Here is an 18973-nt window from a genome sequence, read left to right on the forward strand (position 1 = left end):
TGGTGATTGTTCACGTCACCTGATTCCCGCGAAGGAACGCCACCATGACCAAGACTGAAGTTAAGACCGCCAGCGCTGCCGTCAAAGACATTTTGCTTTCGAACCCGGATGGATTGCACGAAGTGCTCCGTGCGGTGATACAGGAGGTGCTTGAGGCCGAGATGGACGAGGCGCTGGGTGCCTCGAAGAGCGAGCGCACGCCCGAACGGCTTGGCTATCGCTCGGGCTATTACGGCCGTACCCTTGTGACGCGGGTCGGCAAGCTCGAGCTGCGGGTTCCGCAGGACCGGGCCGGGCGCTTCTCCACCGAGCTGTTCGAGCGCTACCAGCGTTCCGAGCGGGCCTTGGTGGCGACACTGGCGGAGATGTATGTGCAGGGCGTGTCGACCCGCAAGGTGAAGGCGATCACGGAAGAACTGTGCGGCCATGCCTTCTCGGCCTCGTCGATCTCGGCCATCAACAAGCGGCTGGACGAGAGCCTCGCTGCCTTTGCCAGGCGCCCCCTTCAAGAGCCGTTTCCTTACCTCATCCTCGATGCGCGCTACGAGAAGGTGCGTGAAGCCGGTGTTGTCATGAGCCAGGCGGTGCTGATCGCGGTCGGTATCGACTGGGACGGAAGGCGCCAGATCCTGGCCGTGGAGATGGCCAATCGCGAGAGCCGCTCGGCCTGGAGGGACTTCCTCGTCGGCCTCAAGGCGCGCGGCCTCAAGGGCGTCGAGTTGGTTGTGTCCGACGATCACGCCGGCCTGGTGGCAGCGATCGGCGAGGTGATCCCCGAAGCCGCCTGGCAACGCTGCTACGTGCACTTCCTCAGGAACGCGCTCGATCATCTGCCGAGGAAGCACGGCGACGACTGCCTGCAGGAATTGCGCTGGCTCTACGACCGGCGCGATCTCGCAGAGGCCAGGGCTGATCTTGCCGCATGGCTTGCCAAATGGTCGGCACGCTATCCGCGCCTGACAGGCTGGGCCGAGGATGCCATCGAACAAACCCTGACCTTCTTCAGGCTGCCGAGACAGCACCACAAGCATCTCAAATCCACCAACATGCTGGAGCGGCTCAACGAGGAAATCCGCCGGCGCACCTATGTCGTGCGCATCTTCCCCAATACCGAAAGCTGCCTGCGCCTGGTCAGGGCGTTGGCCGTCGAGACCAATGAAAACTGGATGGAGGCCAACCGATACATCAACATGGACGAGCTGCGCGAGCACAAGAAGCTCGCTCTGCGCCAAGCCGCATGACCAGCATCATGGCCGCCCCATTTTGCAGAACTTGACGCACACAACCCTCTTACCCGTCGGATCGATCTTTCCGCTATCCGGATTTGAAAAGCTGCGACTGAAGAAGATGTTCACGGTCAGCTAAAAGCTGGCTCAGAACCTCGGGGGTTGGATCAATTCGTGCTCTCAAACCAACCACTGACTTGACTACGTCCACCTACGCCCGCGCTTCTCGTAAGCCAATCGACCCGCTTCCATCGCATCCTCCAGCCCCGTGTCAAAGTCGTCGGAAAGGTCGAAGGTGATGGTCCTTGTATAGGTGCCGGGGATCGCCTTACCCTCATGGAAAATGGAGCGGAGAAAAGAAGATATCTCTGGGATTTTCTCCATCACCACCGCGACGCCTTTTGACAAATGTTTCGGAATCTCGAAACCCTTCGCAGGCGTTACAAAATGCATTGCCTCATCCCATTCGAGCAGCCGCGTAGCCCGAGCGGTGATCATTCGACAGACGTGTACAATTTCCTTTTGGGTCTCCTGGCACCCCCTAGCGCCCCACGCTTCCTTCAAGCGGTTGTTGATGAGGTCCCCCAACGATTCCGCTATCTTCGGCAGTTCGGGAATCTGGGCTCCCACCCACCTCAAGTAATGGTCCGGCTTCTGCTGCCCCACGGCTTTCGTGTAGGAGCCTGCGTGGAGGCCCTTCCACCGACGGAGAATCGGCGTGAACAGGTTGTCGAGCGCTTCAGCTGTGAGTTGATATTCCCAGCCCGGCGGTTTGTCCCTGATGATCTGCTGAGCAAATAGTGAAACGTCGGCGAAGTCATTCATTTGCCGCTCCTCCTCGCGCAGCCTAATCAGTTCCTTTGGTTTACCGCGTTCAGCCGTAATTTTAGCCTCGTGGGAGTTGCGCCAGTGGAAGAGCAAGTCTGGAGAGTAGTTGCGCTCCTCTTTGTCGATCACCGTGTGGCACATCACGCATAGCCAGATGCCGTTGCTCATGGTCGCCCTTGCGGCATCAGTCATTTCTTCACGGTACGAGCTTGCCCCCGTCTTGCGCCGTAGATGTGAGCACCCTCGCCAACAATAGTCGCTTTCATGTCCTCTGGATTCGGACCAATGGTCAGTGAATCACATTCAGGATTAGAGCATCGATACGCTGAGCGCTGGCCGAGCTTAAGCACAACCTTTGCCGAAAAATCGGGCGTCTGCAAACGGGGCTTCCGAAACTTGACCTTGGAAGACGTCACAAACCTAATCCTGACTCATGATTCCGAGCAGCGAAGAGTCTGCTGCCGATATCGAAAGAACAGCGAGACGCGCTGCCAAACTGAACCTTCCTATCACGACCAGCATTGGCGGTTCAGCAGCTTCAGGAAATTGTGGCCGCAGCATGAGTGACGCATTGGAGGCGCGAAGCGGCCAGCCGCCGCCCACTGCAATGCCGAATAGAACCATAAGTCCACTGCCATTATCCGCCATTGCCTGGACGGACTGGCGGCTGCATGCCACCTACGAACCGGCGCTCGCACGCTTCACGCATCTGGAGATCAGCGACGTGCGCGGGGGTGAAAGCTTCTTGCGTGTTCCGCTACGCCAAGGCGACATTGTTGTTGGCGATCGCGCCTACGCCCGCGCTCCATCCCTTGAAAAGGTGGTGTCGGCGGGTGCCGACTTCATCGTGCGCACGGGCTGGACCAGTGTTCGGCTGACCACACGACGGGCAACGGGCCGACTGGAACGCCATCTATGAGCCCATGCGGGCCTGGTGAGGTTTGCGAGATGAACGTGCTCGTGGAGCATTCGGGTCGCAAGGGACGAGGCAAGCCGCCCTTGCAGACAAGGCTCATCGTCAAGCGCAAGGATGAGAAGGCCACGCAAAAGGCCCAGAAGGCGGCAAGGCGGGCAATCAGCGCCGCTGCTCCAACAGGCTGCAGCCGATGACCCTCATTGCCGCGGGCTTCGTCGGCGGATTGGCTTTTGCGCCGTCTTGGTGGGTCGCAGACGTGACGAATGATTTCAGTGACGCGGGTGAGGATTTTTGTCGTCTTGGTGTAAAGTTGGCGCTTATGGGCTCTTCTCTCACCCCAGCAGGTGCACGCTATCTTTTGAGATGTGGAGGCGCTGAGCTTGCGCACCGCTAACAATCCACCCCAAAGACGGCTGCCCCGATAGCCAATCCTATTGTTCGCGCAGAGCCCGACCCATGGCAGCGTAGACCGGAGCGCTAAGATATTCCCATGCTGACCTCGCTCCAGTCTCGATCATCACTTGTGTGTTCATTCCGGCTTGCAATGCCACGGGCGTCGCCTTCAGGGACTGAGGTGTCAGAGCGATGCGAGCTGCATAAAATGCCTTGCCAGTGCGCGGATCGACCAGCCGGTCTGCTGAAAGGGTGCGGACATCACCGTTCATGGGCTGCTGATACCGCCTGCCCACCGCGCTGAGCCAGATGGTCGCGTGCAGCCCCACTTTCACCTGGTCGACGTCAAGCGGGTCCACGTTGGCAATCACGACGAAGTTGTCGTCGATGGGCACGATATCCATCAGAGGATCGCCTGCTGCTATTACCCCGCCAATGGTGTGAATCTTGAGCCCCACTATGGTGCCTCCGATGGGAGCGCGGATCTCGGTTCTTGTCATCACGTCATCGGCGGCGGCTATTCGTTGAGCGGATTCATATATCTTGGCACGCACCACCCCAAGCTCAGCGACAATGTCGGCCGCCGTGGATGCGTTAAGTTCAGCAACCTTGAACTTCGTCTCCTCCATTTTTTGCCTGGCAACGCCAATCGACGCGATATAGCCGCTCAGGTCGCCTCCCACATCCGCCTTTTCAGTCTCCAAATCTGTCAGGCGCGTCCTTACCACCAGTTTTTTTTGATACAGGGCACGAACATCGCCCAGCTGCTCCTCGATCAACTCCAGTTTCCGTGTGGCCGCCACCACCTGCCCTTCATAGCCCTCTATCTCCTTATGCAGGCTTCCGGTCGTTTGCTGCAGCAAGGAAAGTCTCTCACGAAGCAGGGTCTGACGTGTTCGAAAGATACTCTCCTGGCCGGAAACAGCCTCGGCCGCCATTTTACCGGGCTCCTTTAACTCTGGCGGAATCTCGATTGAGTCCTTGCCGTCTCTCTCGGCGATCAACCGTGCCTCGGTAGCTTTCGCCTCGTACCATTGCGCCTTGATCTCGTTCGCAGCGGCCGTAGAAGCAGTGCTCTGCAGCCGTACCAGGACCTGACTTGGCGATACGCGATCGCCCTCCTGAACCAATATCTCGGATACAATCCCACCTTCGAGATGTTGCACTGTCTTTACGTTTGAGGCTACCTCCACCAACCCATTGGCCACAATGGCGCCCTGGATTGGAGCCGCAACAAGCCACATGCCGGTCAGGGTCGAAAAAATTGCGATTATCGCGAAACCGAGAACAATGAAGTTGTTACCAAAGGGCGCAGGATCGTCTCCAGCTTGTTTGGCGTCAACGGCGAGCGGGACTGTCACTTGACGCTCCGCAACTCAGTTTTCTGAGGACGAACCGGGCGCTCCGTGGGATCGGAGAGCTCAGGCGTTCGGCCGCCCAGGATCAGCGTCCGGTCGATCAATCCGGCAAGACGGTTGGTTTGTCCCGACATTGTAATGATTACCGAGCATCCAGACTCCTTCATGACTTTCACCGCCGCTTCAAGCGCCCTTCTCGATGAGCTGTCAAAATTGGCGAAAGGCTCGTCCAGAACGATAAGTCTCGGTGCGCGAAACAGCGCCCTTGCAAGTGCAATTCGTTTCCGTTCGCTGCCGGACAGTCCGACCGTGTCGTCAAGCACGGTGTCATAGCCCTGGCCTAGGCGAATAATAACCTGGTGGATTCCCGCTATTTTTGCCGCAGAAACCACATCGTCTATAGAGCTTTGTTGAAACCGGGCAATATTCTGGGCGACGGTTCCCTCGAACAGTTCGACCTGCTGTGGCAAATAGCCAATAGCCTCGGCTCTAATATAATCCGGAAGCCGGGTGACGTTCATGTCTCCCAGGCGGACCTGTCCGGTCCGTGGCTTGAGCAAACCTATCAGGAGACGGGAAAGCGTTGTCTTGCCGGTAGCTGCGCGCCCGATGACCAATAGCAACTCGCCTGGCGCCAGCGACAGCGACAGTTTCCTGAATACGTCTTCTCGCGATCCCGCGTGCCTGAACGCCACTTCATCAAGAATTAATGTGCCGCGCGGAGTTCCAGGCAGCAACGACGGGCCTCCGTCCGACGGCTTGGCAAGGTCCGCCTTGATCTTTGCATATCCTTCCCGCGCTTCCCTGAAGCCTCTGAACTCTCCAACCGCCTTGCCCACCATCCTGTAGGCAAAATTGGCAATGAGTCGGGCTGCAAACAGGCCGCCGAGCGACGCTTGATCGTTCAGGAACAGCCATATGCCGGAGGCCAGCAGAATAATGTAAAGGCTCCGGTTCAGCACCCGGATCGCAGCATCGAGGCTCGATCCGCGGGCGTTGAGCCGGTCTCGTTGCAAGAAGCCGTCCACTCGGTTCCTGCCCCAGCGACCAGCGATCGCATCCGCCATTGCGAACGCGCTGACAACGTCTCTATGCCTATCCGCCGAGACCAACACCTCTTTTGCCTGCTTGACGGCATCACGTTCCGCCTGGCGGGGCTCTCGCGTGAAATTTTCTTTCAACAGGCCCAAGCCAATCAGCAAAAGTGTGGCTGCTATTGCGATCAGGAAGAGAACCGGATGGATGAAGTACACACACAACAGGAAAATCGGCGCCCAAACCACGTCCAACCAGGGAGATAGCCCGCGCTCAATAAAGCCCGCGACTTTCTCGATGCTGGCCAGCAGCGGCGGATTGGCGACACCTGACGTCAATCCGGCTTTCACGGACTGGCTGGTCAACTGGTGCTCGATCCATACGCTCCAACGCGAAAGCATGCGACGGCGAATGGTTTCCAGTGCGACGCCGGCTACCAGGGCGAGCAAGGCAGCCAGGGTCAGGATGACAAGGGTTTCAACGCTGCGGCTCGAGATGACCCGGTCGAATATCTGTATGAGATAGAGCGGGCCGGCAAAGCGCAAAACATTGATAAACACGCTGAATACCACCAGAGCCGCAAGGCCGGGTATCGACTTTCTCCACATTTCGCTGAGGGGGCCGCTATACCGACGCCTGCCTCGTGTGTTCATCGGGACACCGTCTTTCACGCGCGTCCAAGGGGAGCGTGCTGATCAGAATGCTCATTGAAGAGGCCAGAGAAATTCATGATCACCGCATCAATGTCATCATGAGCATCCAACGGCGGCGCCTCAAGTGCGTTTTGCAGAGGTCTGTCGTGATGATCGGCCGCCTCAAACATTGACCAGGTTTCATTCAGCAGGTAGGACATCCGGGCAGCCGGGAGCGGAGCGCAGCCGAGGGCCTGCAAGATGCCGCAGAGCGACGACTTGAGGGCACCGCGGCTTTTTGCCAGCACTGCTGCCTCTACTAGTTCCGTGGGCGCCTGCACCGACATGAATGTGGGGATAGAACCCTGGGAAGGCCGCTCAGGCAGAGTGACCAAGATGCTTCCGAATGGACTGGGCCACGTCGCCAGGCTGCCATTGGCATTTACTTCTCCAAGTTCGGCTACAATCAACTCGCGCGCGACCTTTGCCAAGAAATCAATCCGGAGTTGGTGAGAATGGGCTCGATCCACGCCGACCGGCATGGCTGCCTCCGACGATGCCGCAATGCGCCGCAGGTACGGGTTGTTGCTCTGCCCATTGGACAGTTTGTCCGCAGCGCGGGCCCTAAACACAGGACCGAGCGCGCCATCCTGGAGATCCCACGGGGAATAGCAATGCAGCCCGGTAGCTTCCTCAGCCTCTCTCACGCCAAGCGGGGATCGGCCAAGTCTGCCGCTGATGGCCAGCACCTTGTGGCCGGCAGCGCGCAACGTATCCACTCCATACTTTGCACCCATCGCGTCGTAGGACGCGAATATCGTGCCAAGAGCCATGCTGCGAAATGATTCCGCCAGAATTAACTCGGACGTTTCCTTCTGCTGCAGCCCGTCGGCAATCTCGATGACAGCAACGTCGCATCCATTTTCGGCAGCATGGTTCAGCAGGCGGAAAGCGCCCTTTTCGATCATTTCCACCGAGGCAAGATAGGTGGTTGCAAACCCGGCGTCGGTGAAATCAAGAACGATGTCAGCGCCCGCATCGCGCACAATCCAGGTGTCGCCACCGGACCCGGTTCCGGTAATCTTCAGCGCGGCAACCTTAAGCCCTGCTCTTTTGAAACCTCTTACCAACGACGTCGCCGTCAATGTCTTTCCCGCGTTCATGGATGTTCCCAGCGACAGGACAATCGGCAGAGAGGGGCGAAGGTCGTCGGAGCTGACCTTGTAATCCCAAACATTCAATCGGCGACCGAACTTGTCCCCGATCAGTCCGAGAGGGGTGATCTTTGTTGGCGCAATCATGCGATCATGTCTGGAAAGCTCACACGCTGCGATGCCCCCCCCCGCCACTAGGTCACATGGTCCGAGATCAGGGCCAATAACAGCTTCGAACTGGTCCGGTGCGTATCTGTTTCCATAACAAATGATTATCTCATCGCCGGGAAACATGATCGCCTTTCTCCCGTTGATCAGCTCCAATCTGCTGTGATTGCCGAGTTTGTCCACACGAGCCAGGACAAGATCGCCTGCGGTCGGCTGCAAGGAACCTGTGATCAACGTGCGCATGTGCGAGGCCGCGACCCGGCGAGTCGCGAACGAACGCTTGGCTTTCTTCATGCGCCCGCGCTGAATTCTACAAACAGACATGATACCCACCCCAACACTACTTCAATTACGCAGTTCGAGTCTTTTTATTTAAAACTTAATTTAAGATTTGTTTTCCTCTGGCTCCAACCTCCCTTTATTTTTTTGTTGCCTTAACCATTAGCTAACCATAATATAACTGAGGGTTGCGCGCAAGCGATGGAGGCAGGAACCTTTCGTAGAGCAGACGGAAGGTTAATTCGGGGGCAAAATGTATGGCTATAGTATGCCCAGTTGGGGAATTAGAGCCGTTTGAGATCACCGGGTTCAAGACGCTATCCGGCCTCAACGTGTATAACGCGAATACAGTCGTTAAATTGACGCTGAATTTAGGGCAACTGGCTACTGCCCGCGTCTCCGGTTTTACTCATGAGGTCCGATTGGTGCTTTCCGATCTCTTTCCGGAGTGCGAGCAGGATGCATCGGTAGCTTCGTATCTTGCTGATGCGATCCTGGCCGCGGACCTCGAGCTTCGCCGCGCGATGAATTTTTATTCGTTTCCAACTGTGGCCACGTTGGTGAGCGATCCGTCCGAGAGCAATTCAGTCATCGTCTGGGAGTCGGACGACCCGCAAATGTCGCGCGCGGCCGCGGCGGCTGTCGTTCATGCGGTCAGCGAGGCAACGCGAGATGGGGATGCCACATCGAAGTATTCCCTCGCACGGGAATTGAACCTGGAAAGAGCAAAGAAACGGCGACTTTCAAATTCGACCGCAGTGCTGGTTGCGGCCGCCAAGAGGAACCGCATCCCGTTCGAGTTTGTCGCGCGCAACCACCTTCGTCTCGGCCAAGGCAAAAACCAAAAGCAGCTCTTCTCAACGATATCCGGTTCGACATCGTTTGCGTCCGCGAAAGTGGCCCTCGACAAGAGGCTGGGCAACAGGCTTTTGGCGCAGGCCGGCTTGCCCGTACCGCGCCAGCTTACGGTTCGCAGCAAATCCGAGGCGGTCGCTGCCGCCAAGCAGCTGGGCAAATCTGTGGTGGTGAAACCCGCCCAAGGCAATCAGGGGCGCGGAGTTTCAGTCAAGCTGCGGGGACGCCGAGCTGTTGAAGCCGCGTTCGACATAGCGTGCCAGGTGGCTCAGTCTGACCGGTATGGCGTGCTGGTAGAAGAGTTCATCGCCGGCCCGGAGTATCGAGCGACGATTGTTGATTTTCGTGTCGTGGCGGCAGTCCTATGTTGCCCGCCGCAGGTTACTGGCGACGGCGAAAAAACGCTGCGCCACTTGATCGATGATTTGAATCGGGAACCTGACAGGGACGGCAGGCGTCTGTCGCGTCTGGAAATCGACGACGACCTGCTTAGACACCTGTCATTGCACCATCTTACGATGGAGACTATCCCGATTGCCGGGCAGCAGGTGGTTCTGCGACCAAACGGTCACCTCGCACGCGGAGGCGTACCGGTCGACGTTACAAACTCCGTCCATCCGGACAATCATAAGCTATGTGAACGTATCGCCAGGGTCATTGGGCTCAGTATTGCCGGGTTGGATCTGATCATGCCCGACATTGCGCAATCTCACAAAGATGTCGGGTGCACTGTCATCGAGGTGAACGCTAGACCAGGGATCGAGTTTCATCTTTGGCCGCGGGCCGGCACGGCAAGGGATGTGAGCGAGATAATCCTGGCCAATATGTATGACGATCCGGCTTCATCGGAAGTTGCCACGGTGCTCGTCCTTGGCGACCGGCATACCAGCATGGTGGCAAAAGCAATCGAGCACCGGTTCATGGCAGAGGGGCGGAGCATCGGCCTCTTGTCGAAGAAAGGCGCCTACATCAACACCGCACCACAAGGATTCAGCCAGCGGGCAACCCCGCAAATGCTGGCCAGGGATCCTTTGTTGGAAGCACTGGTTTATGCCGCTTCTCCAGCAAGAATCTCGGAGAACGGTCTCGGTCTGGGCGCTTGCCACGCCGTGTCGGTGACGGCGACGGACCTCGAGAATTGCGAGATTCTCAAAAACCTCGCCAAAGCAGTTCTGAACGCCGGTAACCATGGCTGTTTTATCGTCGACAATGAGGATTTCGTATCCCGCCAGGCGTTGTCGGCGCTGCCTGTTGAAAGATTGATTCTGACAAGTGCCGAGACTGAGCTTGGCCCTGATTTGCGGCGACATCTACAACGCGGTGGATTGGCTCTATCGATGCGGTGGAGCACCGATGGGTCCGGAGCCAAGATGACGCTTGCATCGGGATCTGGCGAGCTGGTTTCGGAACCTGCCACGTTTGCGTCGCGACCGCCGCAGCTCAAGGCTGCAATGCATGCAATGGCAATTTCGTATCTGGCAAAACGGGATGCATGGTTCGATGAGGTGGAGTCGCCACCTTCGAATCGACCTTACGCAATTGGAGTTCACCAGCAAGCAGGAGTTTCTCTGCTGAGGTAAAAAGGGAGTAGCGTTCATGGATACTGTTTTAGCAACTGCGACACCAAATGTTTCGCAAGGCGACGCGGCAGCACTCGTCGCCTTGGCCCTGCAACGCACCAAGAACAAGGCGGGGGAGCCTAGAACCCGTGCAAGGATGTCTTACAAGACATTCAGGCGCTTGACCGGGCGTCGTATAGGGGGGGCAAAATTTGTGCGGGAGTTCACTGCGGAGATGGTGAACCTGGGCTGGCTGATGGTCCGCATGCCGTCGGCGTATGGCTTCGTGCGCGCAGCGTCGCTAGACAAATGGCCGCTCACAAAATCGAATGTGGTCGCGAAGGAACTCAAGCTGATCGGTGAGGGATCGCTCTCGGAAGTGCTGGACAATGCACGGCGGGAGCTTGGCGAGGCTACTGACGCATCAGGTGCCCGCAATGGGTCGACCGGGAACAAGAAAAAAGACAGTAGTCCGATAGACACGCATTGACGGGAAAGCGAGGGTGAAGGCACCTCGGGGCAGCAGTTACTGCTTTGCGCACGGCATGACGGCGAAAGCAGTAAGCTCGACAAGGGAGTAAATATGGCGACTGGCTCTGTTTACGTCTGGGAGCCATGTGACTCGGACTTTACCGGCGGCCGCGTGTATCTGGCGGACGTCGAATTGCCCTATCTCTCGCAGCGCGCCGGAAGGCGCGGCCTGCGTGGGCGGTACGTGGACGTCATCAGCCATCCAAGCATGGAAGAGGATTGGCCGACTGGCCAGATGGGCGAGGTGTCGCCCGACGAGTATGGCAATTTTTCTTTCAAGCCGTCCGGCGATGGCGATTGCGGTGGATGGGAAAGCCGCGAGGCCGCCGCGGGCTTTGGCCAGGTCAACGTCTACTACCACGTCTCCTTGATGAGCCAGCGCATCAACGATGCACTTCGTTCATCTGGAATAGGCTCCCTGCCGAAAGTCAGGGCGATCGTCAATGCACGTCGGCCGAGCCCACGACCGGGCAGTCCTGAGGACACCAGCAGCTGGGTGCCGGTCAAAGGGGCCAGATATCGTTACCCAGCAAGAACGGAAAATCTCGACGACTTTTCAATTCCGCTTTGCGGAGAGTTACTTTTCGGTCCGGTGCACGGGGTCACCGCGGAAGGGTGGCTGCCACGAATTTCAGGCGGCACCTATCGCTGCGACCCATCCCACGACGCCGGCAAAATATACCAGGCGTTCGGGCTTCACGTCGTGCGTCATACCGCTGATGTGCAGGCCGACAGGTTGCGTGCACCGCGTGCCGCGTTCAGCAGACCGGGTGCCCTTGAATATGCCGTGAGCACTTATCTGGCGGCCTCCATGCTATCGAGCCCCCACGTCGGGTGCTGGCACGCTCGTCACGATGCTGAGTTTGTGCCTGCGGGCAGCCTTGCCAATGAGACCCGCATTGACGATGACGAAATGCAGCCGCAGGAGGCGCTGGTCGCACAAGCCCTCGCGGGGGCGATGTGGGATCTGCACAAAGCATTTCTCGGGCACGAATTTGCCTGCATGGAGTTGGTTGTTGGTGCCCTTTTGGAGCTTGGGCGACTTTCTGACAGCCCCTTCGCTCCCTCCCGGGTCAAAACCAGGTCGATCAGATCATCACCACGCAGCTTTGTCTCGTGCCTTCTTCATACGGACAGCGTGGCGTCCGGCGGGCTTTACAAAACGCCGATCCGGGAGATCTTCGAGAAGCGCGGGATCGGTTTTAGTTCGCTTGTGACCGACATGCTGCTCGCGCCGTCAGTTCCGCCCCTCCCTCACCGCCTCAGCGGCTCTCTAGACGTGCAGCGCCATGTTGCCAAAATTCGCGAGAAGTTTTCAGAAGTCATAATTCCGGATGATGGCGATCTCATCGACCCGGACCAACTTGAACTGTTCCTTTCATCGTCCACGACCGCACCATACCATCTCGCCGCGGTCGGAGACGTCATGACGGGCATGCGGATGCGCCATCGTATCCGCAGGTTCGGCCCGGACTATCCCCTCGCGTGGGTCAAGCCGATCTTTAGGCGCAGCGCTTTGATAACTGGAAACCTTGAAGGGCCGTTCGCCTCCACATCCGAGGAAGCAGATCCCAGTAAGAAATACTCATACAAGGTCGATCCCAAGTCAGCCGCTGTCTTACGCCGCGCCGGCTTTGCTGCCATGACCATTGCGAACAACCACATTCAGGACTGCGGTCCGGGTGGCGTAGTTGAGACGCTCGACACGCTGGAGCGACATTCTATCAAACCGTACGGTGGCGGTAGGAACCAGAACTCGGCCCACGATCCGGCGATTTTTGACGGCGTGGATATCCGAATCGGACTTCTCGGATATTACTGGAACGACCGAACGGCGGCTCGTGGCGAACTTCCAGGCTCCGCTCAAGATCTGCCCGAATTGGTCGAGCGTGACCTCGCACGACTGCGGCCGCTGGTCGATCGGATCGCGGTGATGGTGCATTGGTTTACTGCTACATACCGGCGCCAACCTACAGAGCAAAACCGCGTGAAAGCACGGCAGTTTATCGACTTCGGCGCCGACGCCGTCATCGGCCATCATCCACATATCCTCCAGCCGATCGAGATCTATAAAGATCGGCCGATACTATACAGTGTCGGCAATTTCGCCTTTGGGTCGGGAAGCAGCCGGGGTGAGTCTATCTTGCCGTGCTTCCACTTTGGTGCGCGGCAGATAGGTCTGGATATATACCCCGTTTACGCTCAAAACAGAGATCCGCGCCTCGACTACCAACCAAAAATAATGGGAGGGGCGGCCGGCCGGGCGACGATCGATCGGCTGCTCGATTTGTCGCCTGGACTGGGCAGTGCAGTAGCCGATGTCCAGGACAGATGCCTCAAATTGTCTATCCCCTCGTGCTGACGGCCAGCCTTCGGCAAGCGCCAAGTCCCCATGACTGAAACGAAGTCTTTACCGCCCAGGCGGTTTTGATTTGTTTAGAAATCTCTAATGGAATATGGCATCATGTGGATTGTCCATAGGAGCGACAGGTGCGATTTCTGATCCGTCTGTTGGCTGCGGCGGTGATGGCCTGCAGCCTGATTTACTCAGGCCCGGTGCTTGCCTGGAAGGTGGGCAAGGGTACGACCACAGCAACCATCAACGGGACGAAGCTGACGGTCTATACCTACCACCCCAAGAGCTGCAGCAATCCCGCGATTCTGTTCGTCTTCCATGGGTTGAGCCGAACGGCGTCTTCCTACAGGGACTATGCGCAGTCTCTCGCTGATCGAAACTGCCTGATCGTCATGGCGCCACTCTTTGACTTGGAAAGGTTCCCAAGCTGGAGCTATCAACGTGGGGGGATCGTCAACAGCGGCGCTATTCAGCCGCGAGAACGATGGACCGTCTGGTATGTGAAGGGCCTGGTGAACTGGGCGAGGTCGCGAGAAGGACTGCCGAACGCGCAGTATTACCTTTTCGGGCACTCCGCCGGCGGCCAGTTCACGTCTCGTGTTGCCGCATTCGCCCTAGCCGATGCGAAAAGATTGGTGGTTGCCAATCCGTCCTCATATGTTTTGCCCTCGCTGGCGGAATCCGTGGCCTACGGCCTCGGCTGCGTCTCCTCGGGATGCGTCTATACGCCGGATCAAGCCACCGAGGAGATGAAAGCGTATCTGGCCTTGCCGCTGACGATCTATCTTGGAGAGGACGATACAGGCGATGCCGAGCTGAACGAAGGTGCGGCCGCCATGCGCCAAGGGGCGACGCGGTTGGAACGGGGGCAGTACACATACGAGTTGGCGCAAGCTGTCGCTACCGCCAACGGGTGGCCCTTTAACTGGCGTCTTGTGATCTTGCCGGGCGTCGGGCATTCGGCAAGTGATATGTTGGGTTCGGATCAGGCAGCGAGCGCATTCGGACTCAAATAGCGGGATCTGCGGTCCTGTAGCTCGGCAAGATGTAGATACCTCGATGAGCGAGATAGCCTAGCGCGAGTCGCTTGGCCAAAGTTTGCGCAGCCTGCAGCGGAATGCAATTTAGTTAGGACATTCTAATTTAGTAAAGTTTAAACGCGATTCGATCTAGGCTGCTTCTCTGCGAGGGCATCTCAATGCGAAAGCTGAAGGACCTGCTGCTCGATAGGAGCGGAAACTTTGCCGTGGCAGCGGCGTTGGTGGCGCTACCGCTATGCTTGGTCTTGGGCGTGGCCATTGACCTTACCAGTGCCGTCACCTGGAAGTCCAGACTGCAAGAGTTGGCCGATTCAGCGGCTCTGGCAGCTATAGAGAGCGACGGTGGAGACGAGGAAGCCGTCGCGGCCGCCAAGAACATTGCGCTTGGCAACGGCTCTTTTGCGGTCGGCGGGGTGGTTGAAGTCGACATCACAACGCCCACTCCCGTGTCCCGGGAGGCAGCAGTTGAAATCACCGCCTCAATGCCGACGGACTTTATGAACCTTGCCGGCATTCGGGCGATCAGCCTTCACGTCACGGCAAAGGCACGAAAGGCGCCCCCGGAATACTGCATCTATGCTCTCGATCCAGAGTCAACCGGAGCGCTGAGTGTGACCGGGTTGGGAAAGGTGTCGGTGCCAAATTGTGGCATTCAGGTAAATTCTTCCAGCCCCGAAGCACTGAGACACGTTGGGGCCGGCAAAATCGCCGCGACAAAAATCTCGGTAGTCGGCAATTACCAAGGCGGCGGATACAGTGTTTCCCCGAAGACGAACCAGCCCTTCCTCGCCGACCCACTTGTCACCACACCAGAACCGGTTCCCCCGACCGGTTGCGATTACAGCAACCAGGCGCTCTCGGATGTCACCATTCCGGCCGGGCGGGTGTTCTGCGGAAGCATCGACTTCGGTGGAAAAATTGTGCTTTCCCCAGGCGTTCACTACTTTCACAATGCGATAGTCGGCATCAGCAACAATGCGAAAATAACAGGCAAGGAAGTCACCATATTCGTCGATTCCAAGTCCAGCATCATACAGGCAGTTGGTAACGGCGCCATGGAACTTTCCGCTCCTACAAGCGGCGTTTATACCGGCATTGCCATCTTCGGATCGCGTACCGCCTTGCCATTGTTGCCGACTATATCGCTCGCAATAAATAAGAATTACTGGGTAAATGGTACAATATACTCGCCAATGCACCACCTTAAAATGAAAGGGACCAATGACAAGAAGTTGGCTACCGGCCTGGGATGGATTGTTGCTTGGCAATTCTCTTACAATGGAGATTCGAGCGTCAACCTGGATGGCTACAGCGGCACCCCACCAAAGGGTCTCGGAGACGCAGCAATCGCGTTGCTGCAATAGATGGAGACGGTACCCGCTTCGTGGCTTCGAAGGTGCCCTTCCCCTGAGTTAGCGAACTCTCAAACGCAGTCCTTAACGGGATGCGACCACGCTTCTAAAGTCACCGTCGCGGGGTGACCGTCGTTTTCACCGATCTACGCGCCTTTACAGCATTCGCCGAGACTGCGAACCCGAGCGAGGTGCAGCAGGCTGGCGATGGTATTTGCAAAGACCTCTAGCCTCGCTGCTCTAGACGGCCATCGGTCTCTCCTTTCTGGCCATCGTAGTAGTTGCTTCTTAACCAAGTCGAGCGCATCCTCTCTCCCACCTTGAGGAGCGATTTCCGCGTGAGCTTTTTGAGAATGCTTCTGATTTGCGCGATTGCGAGCGCCGGTGCCGGCGGGTTCGTCACCGTCGTCCAATACTTGATGTTTACCCCACCGGCTCCGGTCGCGGCCGACGCTCCGGTCCTTCTGAAGAAAAACCCGCCAAAGAAGCGAATATGGCGGCGAGCGCTGACCTAACTTCCGCACCGAGGATAGGGCTATCGGCAAAACTGGCGATCTTCGGCCTTTGCTACGCCGGCGTCGCGGCTGGCCTTTTCCCTGAAACCTACCTCGCGGCACTGGGAACGCAGCGGCTGCTGATCCTCTATTTCCTGCTGCCCTTCATCATCCTGCTCGGGATCGGCATCGCGGCACCATTCAGCGACCGACGAGCCCCGGCAACTTGGTTCCTCGCGAAAATCAGCTCCCGCTGGCGCAGCGCGACCCCCACCCTTGGTATCTTCATTCTCTGCCTGGCCGCCTTCACCACCTACAAGTATGAGCTTGCGCAGATGGTGCCGTTCTTCGCCGATCGGCAGCTTGCCGAAATCGATGCGGCCTTGCATTTCGGGCATGTCTGGAGTTGGGCGCGCTCGGTTCCCTTGCCAGGTGTTGTCGATCAAATCCTCTATGTCCTCTACGCCCAATTATGGTTCGTGGCCGTCGCCTTCGTGGTCGTCTCAGCCGCATGGATGGACGACGCCGCCAAGCGCCAGCGATACTTCTTGTCGCTCTCTGCGACTGCGGTCATCCTCGGCATCTTTGTGCGGATAATAGGATCATCCGCAGGGCCAATTTTCTACGACCGGCTGTTTGACCCGGACCTGTTTGACGATCTCACCGCCTCGCTTCGAAGCAGCAATGCAGGCCCGGCCATCCTGCGCATAAGCGACTATCTCTATTCGTCCTACACCAGCCGCCAGGCCTCGATCGGGACCGGCATATCCGCCATGCCAAGCTTCCATGTCGCCGTGGTTACGCTTAACGCGCTGCTGCTTAGCAGCATCAACCGGACGGCCGGCATCTTCGCCTGGCTTTACGTCGCAGCGATCATGTTCGGCTCGGTCTATTTCGGTTGGCACTATGCCATTGACGGCTATGTCTCGATCATCCTGGTGTGTCTGATCTGGCGTGCCACAGGAAAGCTTACAGGCGCAAAGCAATAACAGATTACATTTCGACGGAGCCACCGTTCGAGCGGCAGGCGCTGTTTCACGCAATACCAAGTCTCAATGTAGCCATGGCGCCCCTCAACACGCTATTGTTGGCGATTTGTAGGTGAGAAGGTGATCTCATTGGAATAGGAGCTAGCCGTGTACAATCGCGGTACAAGCAAGCTCAGTTTATTTCGACCCGACGATCTTTCATACCGATTTGAAGACAAGGCTGGGCGTTCGACAGTCGTCTTGAAATTGCCCAGATGATTGGCGTCATCAGCATGGAAGCGTATCCATCGACCGCATAGTGCCAGGCCAAGTGCACCGAGCCCAGCTGGATTGCGGCCAGAAACGCAATGCTGGCCCAGCGGAGCAAACGCCCGAAACGCCAGAGATAAATCGCGTTCAGGGTCGCGACAGCCACGTGCAACGACGGAAAGGCTGAAATGCCGCTGCCCACGCGTGGACCATCAAACCCGGCATCGACCAGCAGATAATTTTGCGTAACCAGCGCCGAGACGGTATAGGTCAAATTGGTCGACTGAAGGTAGTCCATCAGGGGAGAAAAGGTACCATCGCCGTAAAAGGGCATAAAGAATGCCGGCCCAACTGAAGCGAAGGCTGCCGCCAAAACGTTACCTATCAACACCCAGGTAAGGACAAACGCGACCAGAAACTGGGAACGCAGCCGTCCATTCCTCGCTGAAAAAGCGACGCAAAACAAAACGATGAAAACCTCGGCAAACCAGAGATTGTAAAGAACGTTCAGCGAAAAGGTGACAGGGCCAAAGCCAAGCATAGGATGAAAAAACCTCCATGCATCGACCCCGCCATGAATTGCCCTGTCGATCGCCACCAGGGACGTGTCGGCGTAGAATGGTTGGATCCTGCTGAGTCCCCCCTTGATGCTGGTGAACATCGAGAAAAAGAGCGGGATGACGAGCGCAACGGGCAGTCCGAATGCAATTCGATCCGGCAGGTTGTTGGCCAGCATGAGATCCTTCATGGCACGTAACGGTTGCTCCGGCCGTTGAATAGTCAACCGAACCAGGACTACAGCGAGAAGGATCAGGGTTACGGCTGCCCCAAAAAATAAGAAATTCTTATTATATATTTTCAAGTTTATGACGATGTTCCAATGCGCCGCAGCAATAAGCGCCAGTAGAATATAGGCGAATACCGTCACGAAAAATGGCTGATTAGCGCGCCACGCCTCCGAAGTGGTACGGATCGCCAGCCGCGCTATCGACATGGAAGAAAATCTCCGGAACCAAGCGCTAGTTAAGCTGCCGCAGTATCCCAGAACTGCCCACCAGCGCCAGAGTGGCATAGATTTGGAACGCTATCGTGCAGATCGCAGCAGCTGAAATCGGCACGCCAAAAGGCACGACGCCCTTGCGGTCCAAGTGCTGTATATAGACCCGAAACGCGCCTGCCGGCAGCATGAAAGGGTTTTTCATGATGGCCACGGTGGCGACGGCGAAAACCAATAGAAGCACCGAGAACAGGGCGAGACCGTTTCCACCGGTCAGAAACGGAACGACCGCCATCAGCTTGACGTCGCCGGCTCCGACCTTGCGCAAAATCCAGAACGGAAAGAGCGCGACGAACAGCACAAATCCGGCGATTGCGCTCAATCCCATATCCCACCACGATCCGCTTGCTATGGAAACAAGCTGAAGCGATCCCAGCCCGAGACACAAGAGCAGCAGCACATCACGGTTGGATATCTTCTGGGCCGAGAAGTCTATCCAGGCGACCCATGCCAGCAGAGGGATCACAAGCGCCTTTATGGACAGCGACGCGGCAAACAACAT

At 57.4% G+C, this 18973-nt stretch carries 14 protein-coding genes; 8 read left to right on the plus strand and 6 right to left on the minus strand.

Going from position 1 to position 18973, the window contains the following annotated elements; genetic code table 11:
• Window positions 1-44: 44 nt before the first annotated feature.
• Window positions 45-1241, plus strand: a complete 1197-nt coding sequence (locus tag NKL04_RS08365) for an IS256 family transposase (protein ID WP_352723492.1) — start codon at window positions 45-47, stop codon at window positions 1239-1241.
• Window positions 1242-1427: 186 nt separating this feature from the next.
• On the opposite strand, the gene NKL04_RS08370 is transcribed toward NKL04_RS08365, so the two are convergent.
• Window positions 1428-2222, minus strand: coding sequence for a hypothetical protein (locus NKL04_RS08370; RefSeq protein WP_023701627.1), 795 nt, complete (start codon window positions 2220-2222; stop codon window positions 1428-1430).
• A gap of 391 nt (window positions 2223-2613) precedes the next feature.
• On the opposite strand from NKL04_RS08370, the gene NKL04_RS08375 reads away from it, so the two are divergent.
• Window positions 2614-2973 (plus strand): hypothetical protein, encoded by a 360-nt coding sequence (locus tag NKL04_RS08375; protein WP_156939188.1) that lies wholly within the window; start codon window positions 2614-2616, stop codon window positions 2971-2973.
• Window positions 2974-3401: 428 nt separating this feature from the next.
• Here NKL04_RS08375 and NKL04_RS08380 read toward each other — a convergent pair whose 3' ends face one another.
• The 3 genes from NKL04_RS08380 to NKL04_RS08390 form a co-directional block, all read right to left on the minus strand.
• Window positions 3402-4724: an HlyD family type I secretion periplasmic adaptor subunit gene (locus NKL04_RS08380; protein ID WP_023701628.1), complete on the minus strand. Its 1323-nt coding sequence runs from the start codon at window positions 4722-4724 to the stop codon at window positions 3402-3404.
• Window positions 4721-6328, minus strand: a complete 1608-nt coding sequence (locus NKL04_RS08385) for an ATP-binding cassette domain-containing protein (RefSeq protein ID WP_198021028.1) — start codon at window positions 6326-6328, stop codon at window positions 4721-4723. Before NKL04_RS08385 ends, NKL04_RS08380 begins: the two co-directional genes overlap by 4 nt.
• Before the next feature lie 95 nt (window positions 6329-6423).
• Entirely contained in the window at window positions 6424-8004 is a 1581-nt protein-coding gene (locus NKL04_RS08390; RefSeq protein ID WP_023694804.1) for a hypothetical protein, read from the minus strand.
• Window positions 8005-8414: 410 nt separating this feature from the next.
• Between NKL04_RS08390 and NKL04_RS08395 the strand changes: the two genes are divergently transcribed.
• The 6 genes from NKL04_RS08395 (at window position 8415) to NKL04_RS08420 (ending at window position 17165) form a co-directional block, all read left to right on the plus strand.
• On the plus strand, window positions 8415-10424 hold the full coding sequence (locus NKL04_RS08395) for an ATP-grasp domain-containing protein (RefSeq protein ID WP_245271439.1): 2010 nt from the start codon (window positions 8415-8417) through the stop codon (window positions 10422-10424).
• A 16-nt stretch (window positions 10425-10440) separates the two neighbouring features.
• A complete protein-coding gene (locus NKL04_RS08400; protein WP_023701630.1) occupies window positions 10441-10893 on the plus strand; it encodes a hypothetical protein in 453 nt (150 codons plus the stop codon).
• Window positions 10894-10986: 93 nt separating this feature from the next.
• Complete coding sequence (locus tag NKL04_RS08405) at window positions 10987-13296, plus strand: CapA family protein (RefSeq protein WP_031209503.1); 2310 nt, start codon at window positions 10987-10989, stop codon at window positions 13294-13296.
• Window positions 13297-13424: 128 nt separating this feature from the next.
• On the plus strand, window positions 13425-14306 hold the full coding sequence (locus NKL04_RS08410) for an alpha/beta hydrolase (protein ID WP_156939186.1): 882 nt from the start codon (window positions 13425-13427) through the stop codon (window positions 14304-14306).
• Between the two features lie 182 nt (window positions 14307-14488).
• Window positions 14489-15694: a TadE/TadG family type IV pilus assembly protein gene (locus NKL04_RS08415; protein WP_023694800.1), complete on the plus strand. Its 1206-nt coding sequence runs from the start codon at window positions 14489-14491 to the stop codon at window positions 15692-15694.
• 352 nt (window positions 15695-16046) lie between these two features.
• Window positions 16047-17165 (plus strand): phosphatase PAP2 family protein, encoded by a 1119-nt coding sequence (locus tag NKL04_RS08420; protein ID WP_156939185.1) that lies wholly within the window; start codon window positions 16047-16049, stop codon window positions 17163-17165.
• 172 nt (window positions 17166-17337) lie between these two features.
• On the opposite strand, the gene NKL04_RS08425 is transcribed toward NKL04_RS08420, so the two are convergent.
• Together NKL04_RS08425 and NKL04_RS08430 are read right to left on the minus strand one after the other, a co-directional pair.
• Window positions 17338-18408: a phosphatase PAP2 family protein gene (locus NKL04_RS08425; RefSeq protein ID WP_023694797.1), complete on the minus strand. Its 1071-nt coding sequence runs from the start codon at window positions 18406-18408 to the stop codon at window positions 17338-17340.
• 25 nt (window positions 18409-18433) lie between these two features.
• Window positions 18434-18973: a prepilin peptidase gene (locus NKL04_RS08430; protein ID WP_023673358.1), complete on the minus strand. Its 540-nt coding sequence runs from the start codon at window positions 18971-18973 to the stop codon at window positions 18434-18436.

The organism is Mesorhizobium sp. C264A (genome assembly GCF_040324515.1).
Taxonomy (GTDB): Bacteria; Pseudomonadota; Alphaproteobacteria; order Rhizobiales; family Rhizobiaceae; genus Mesorhizobium.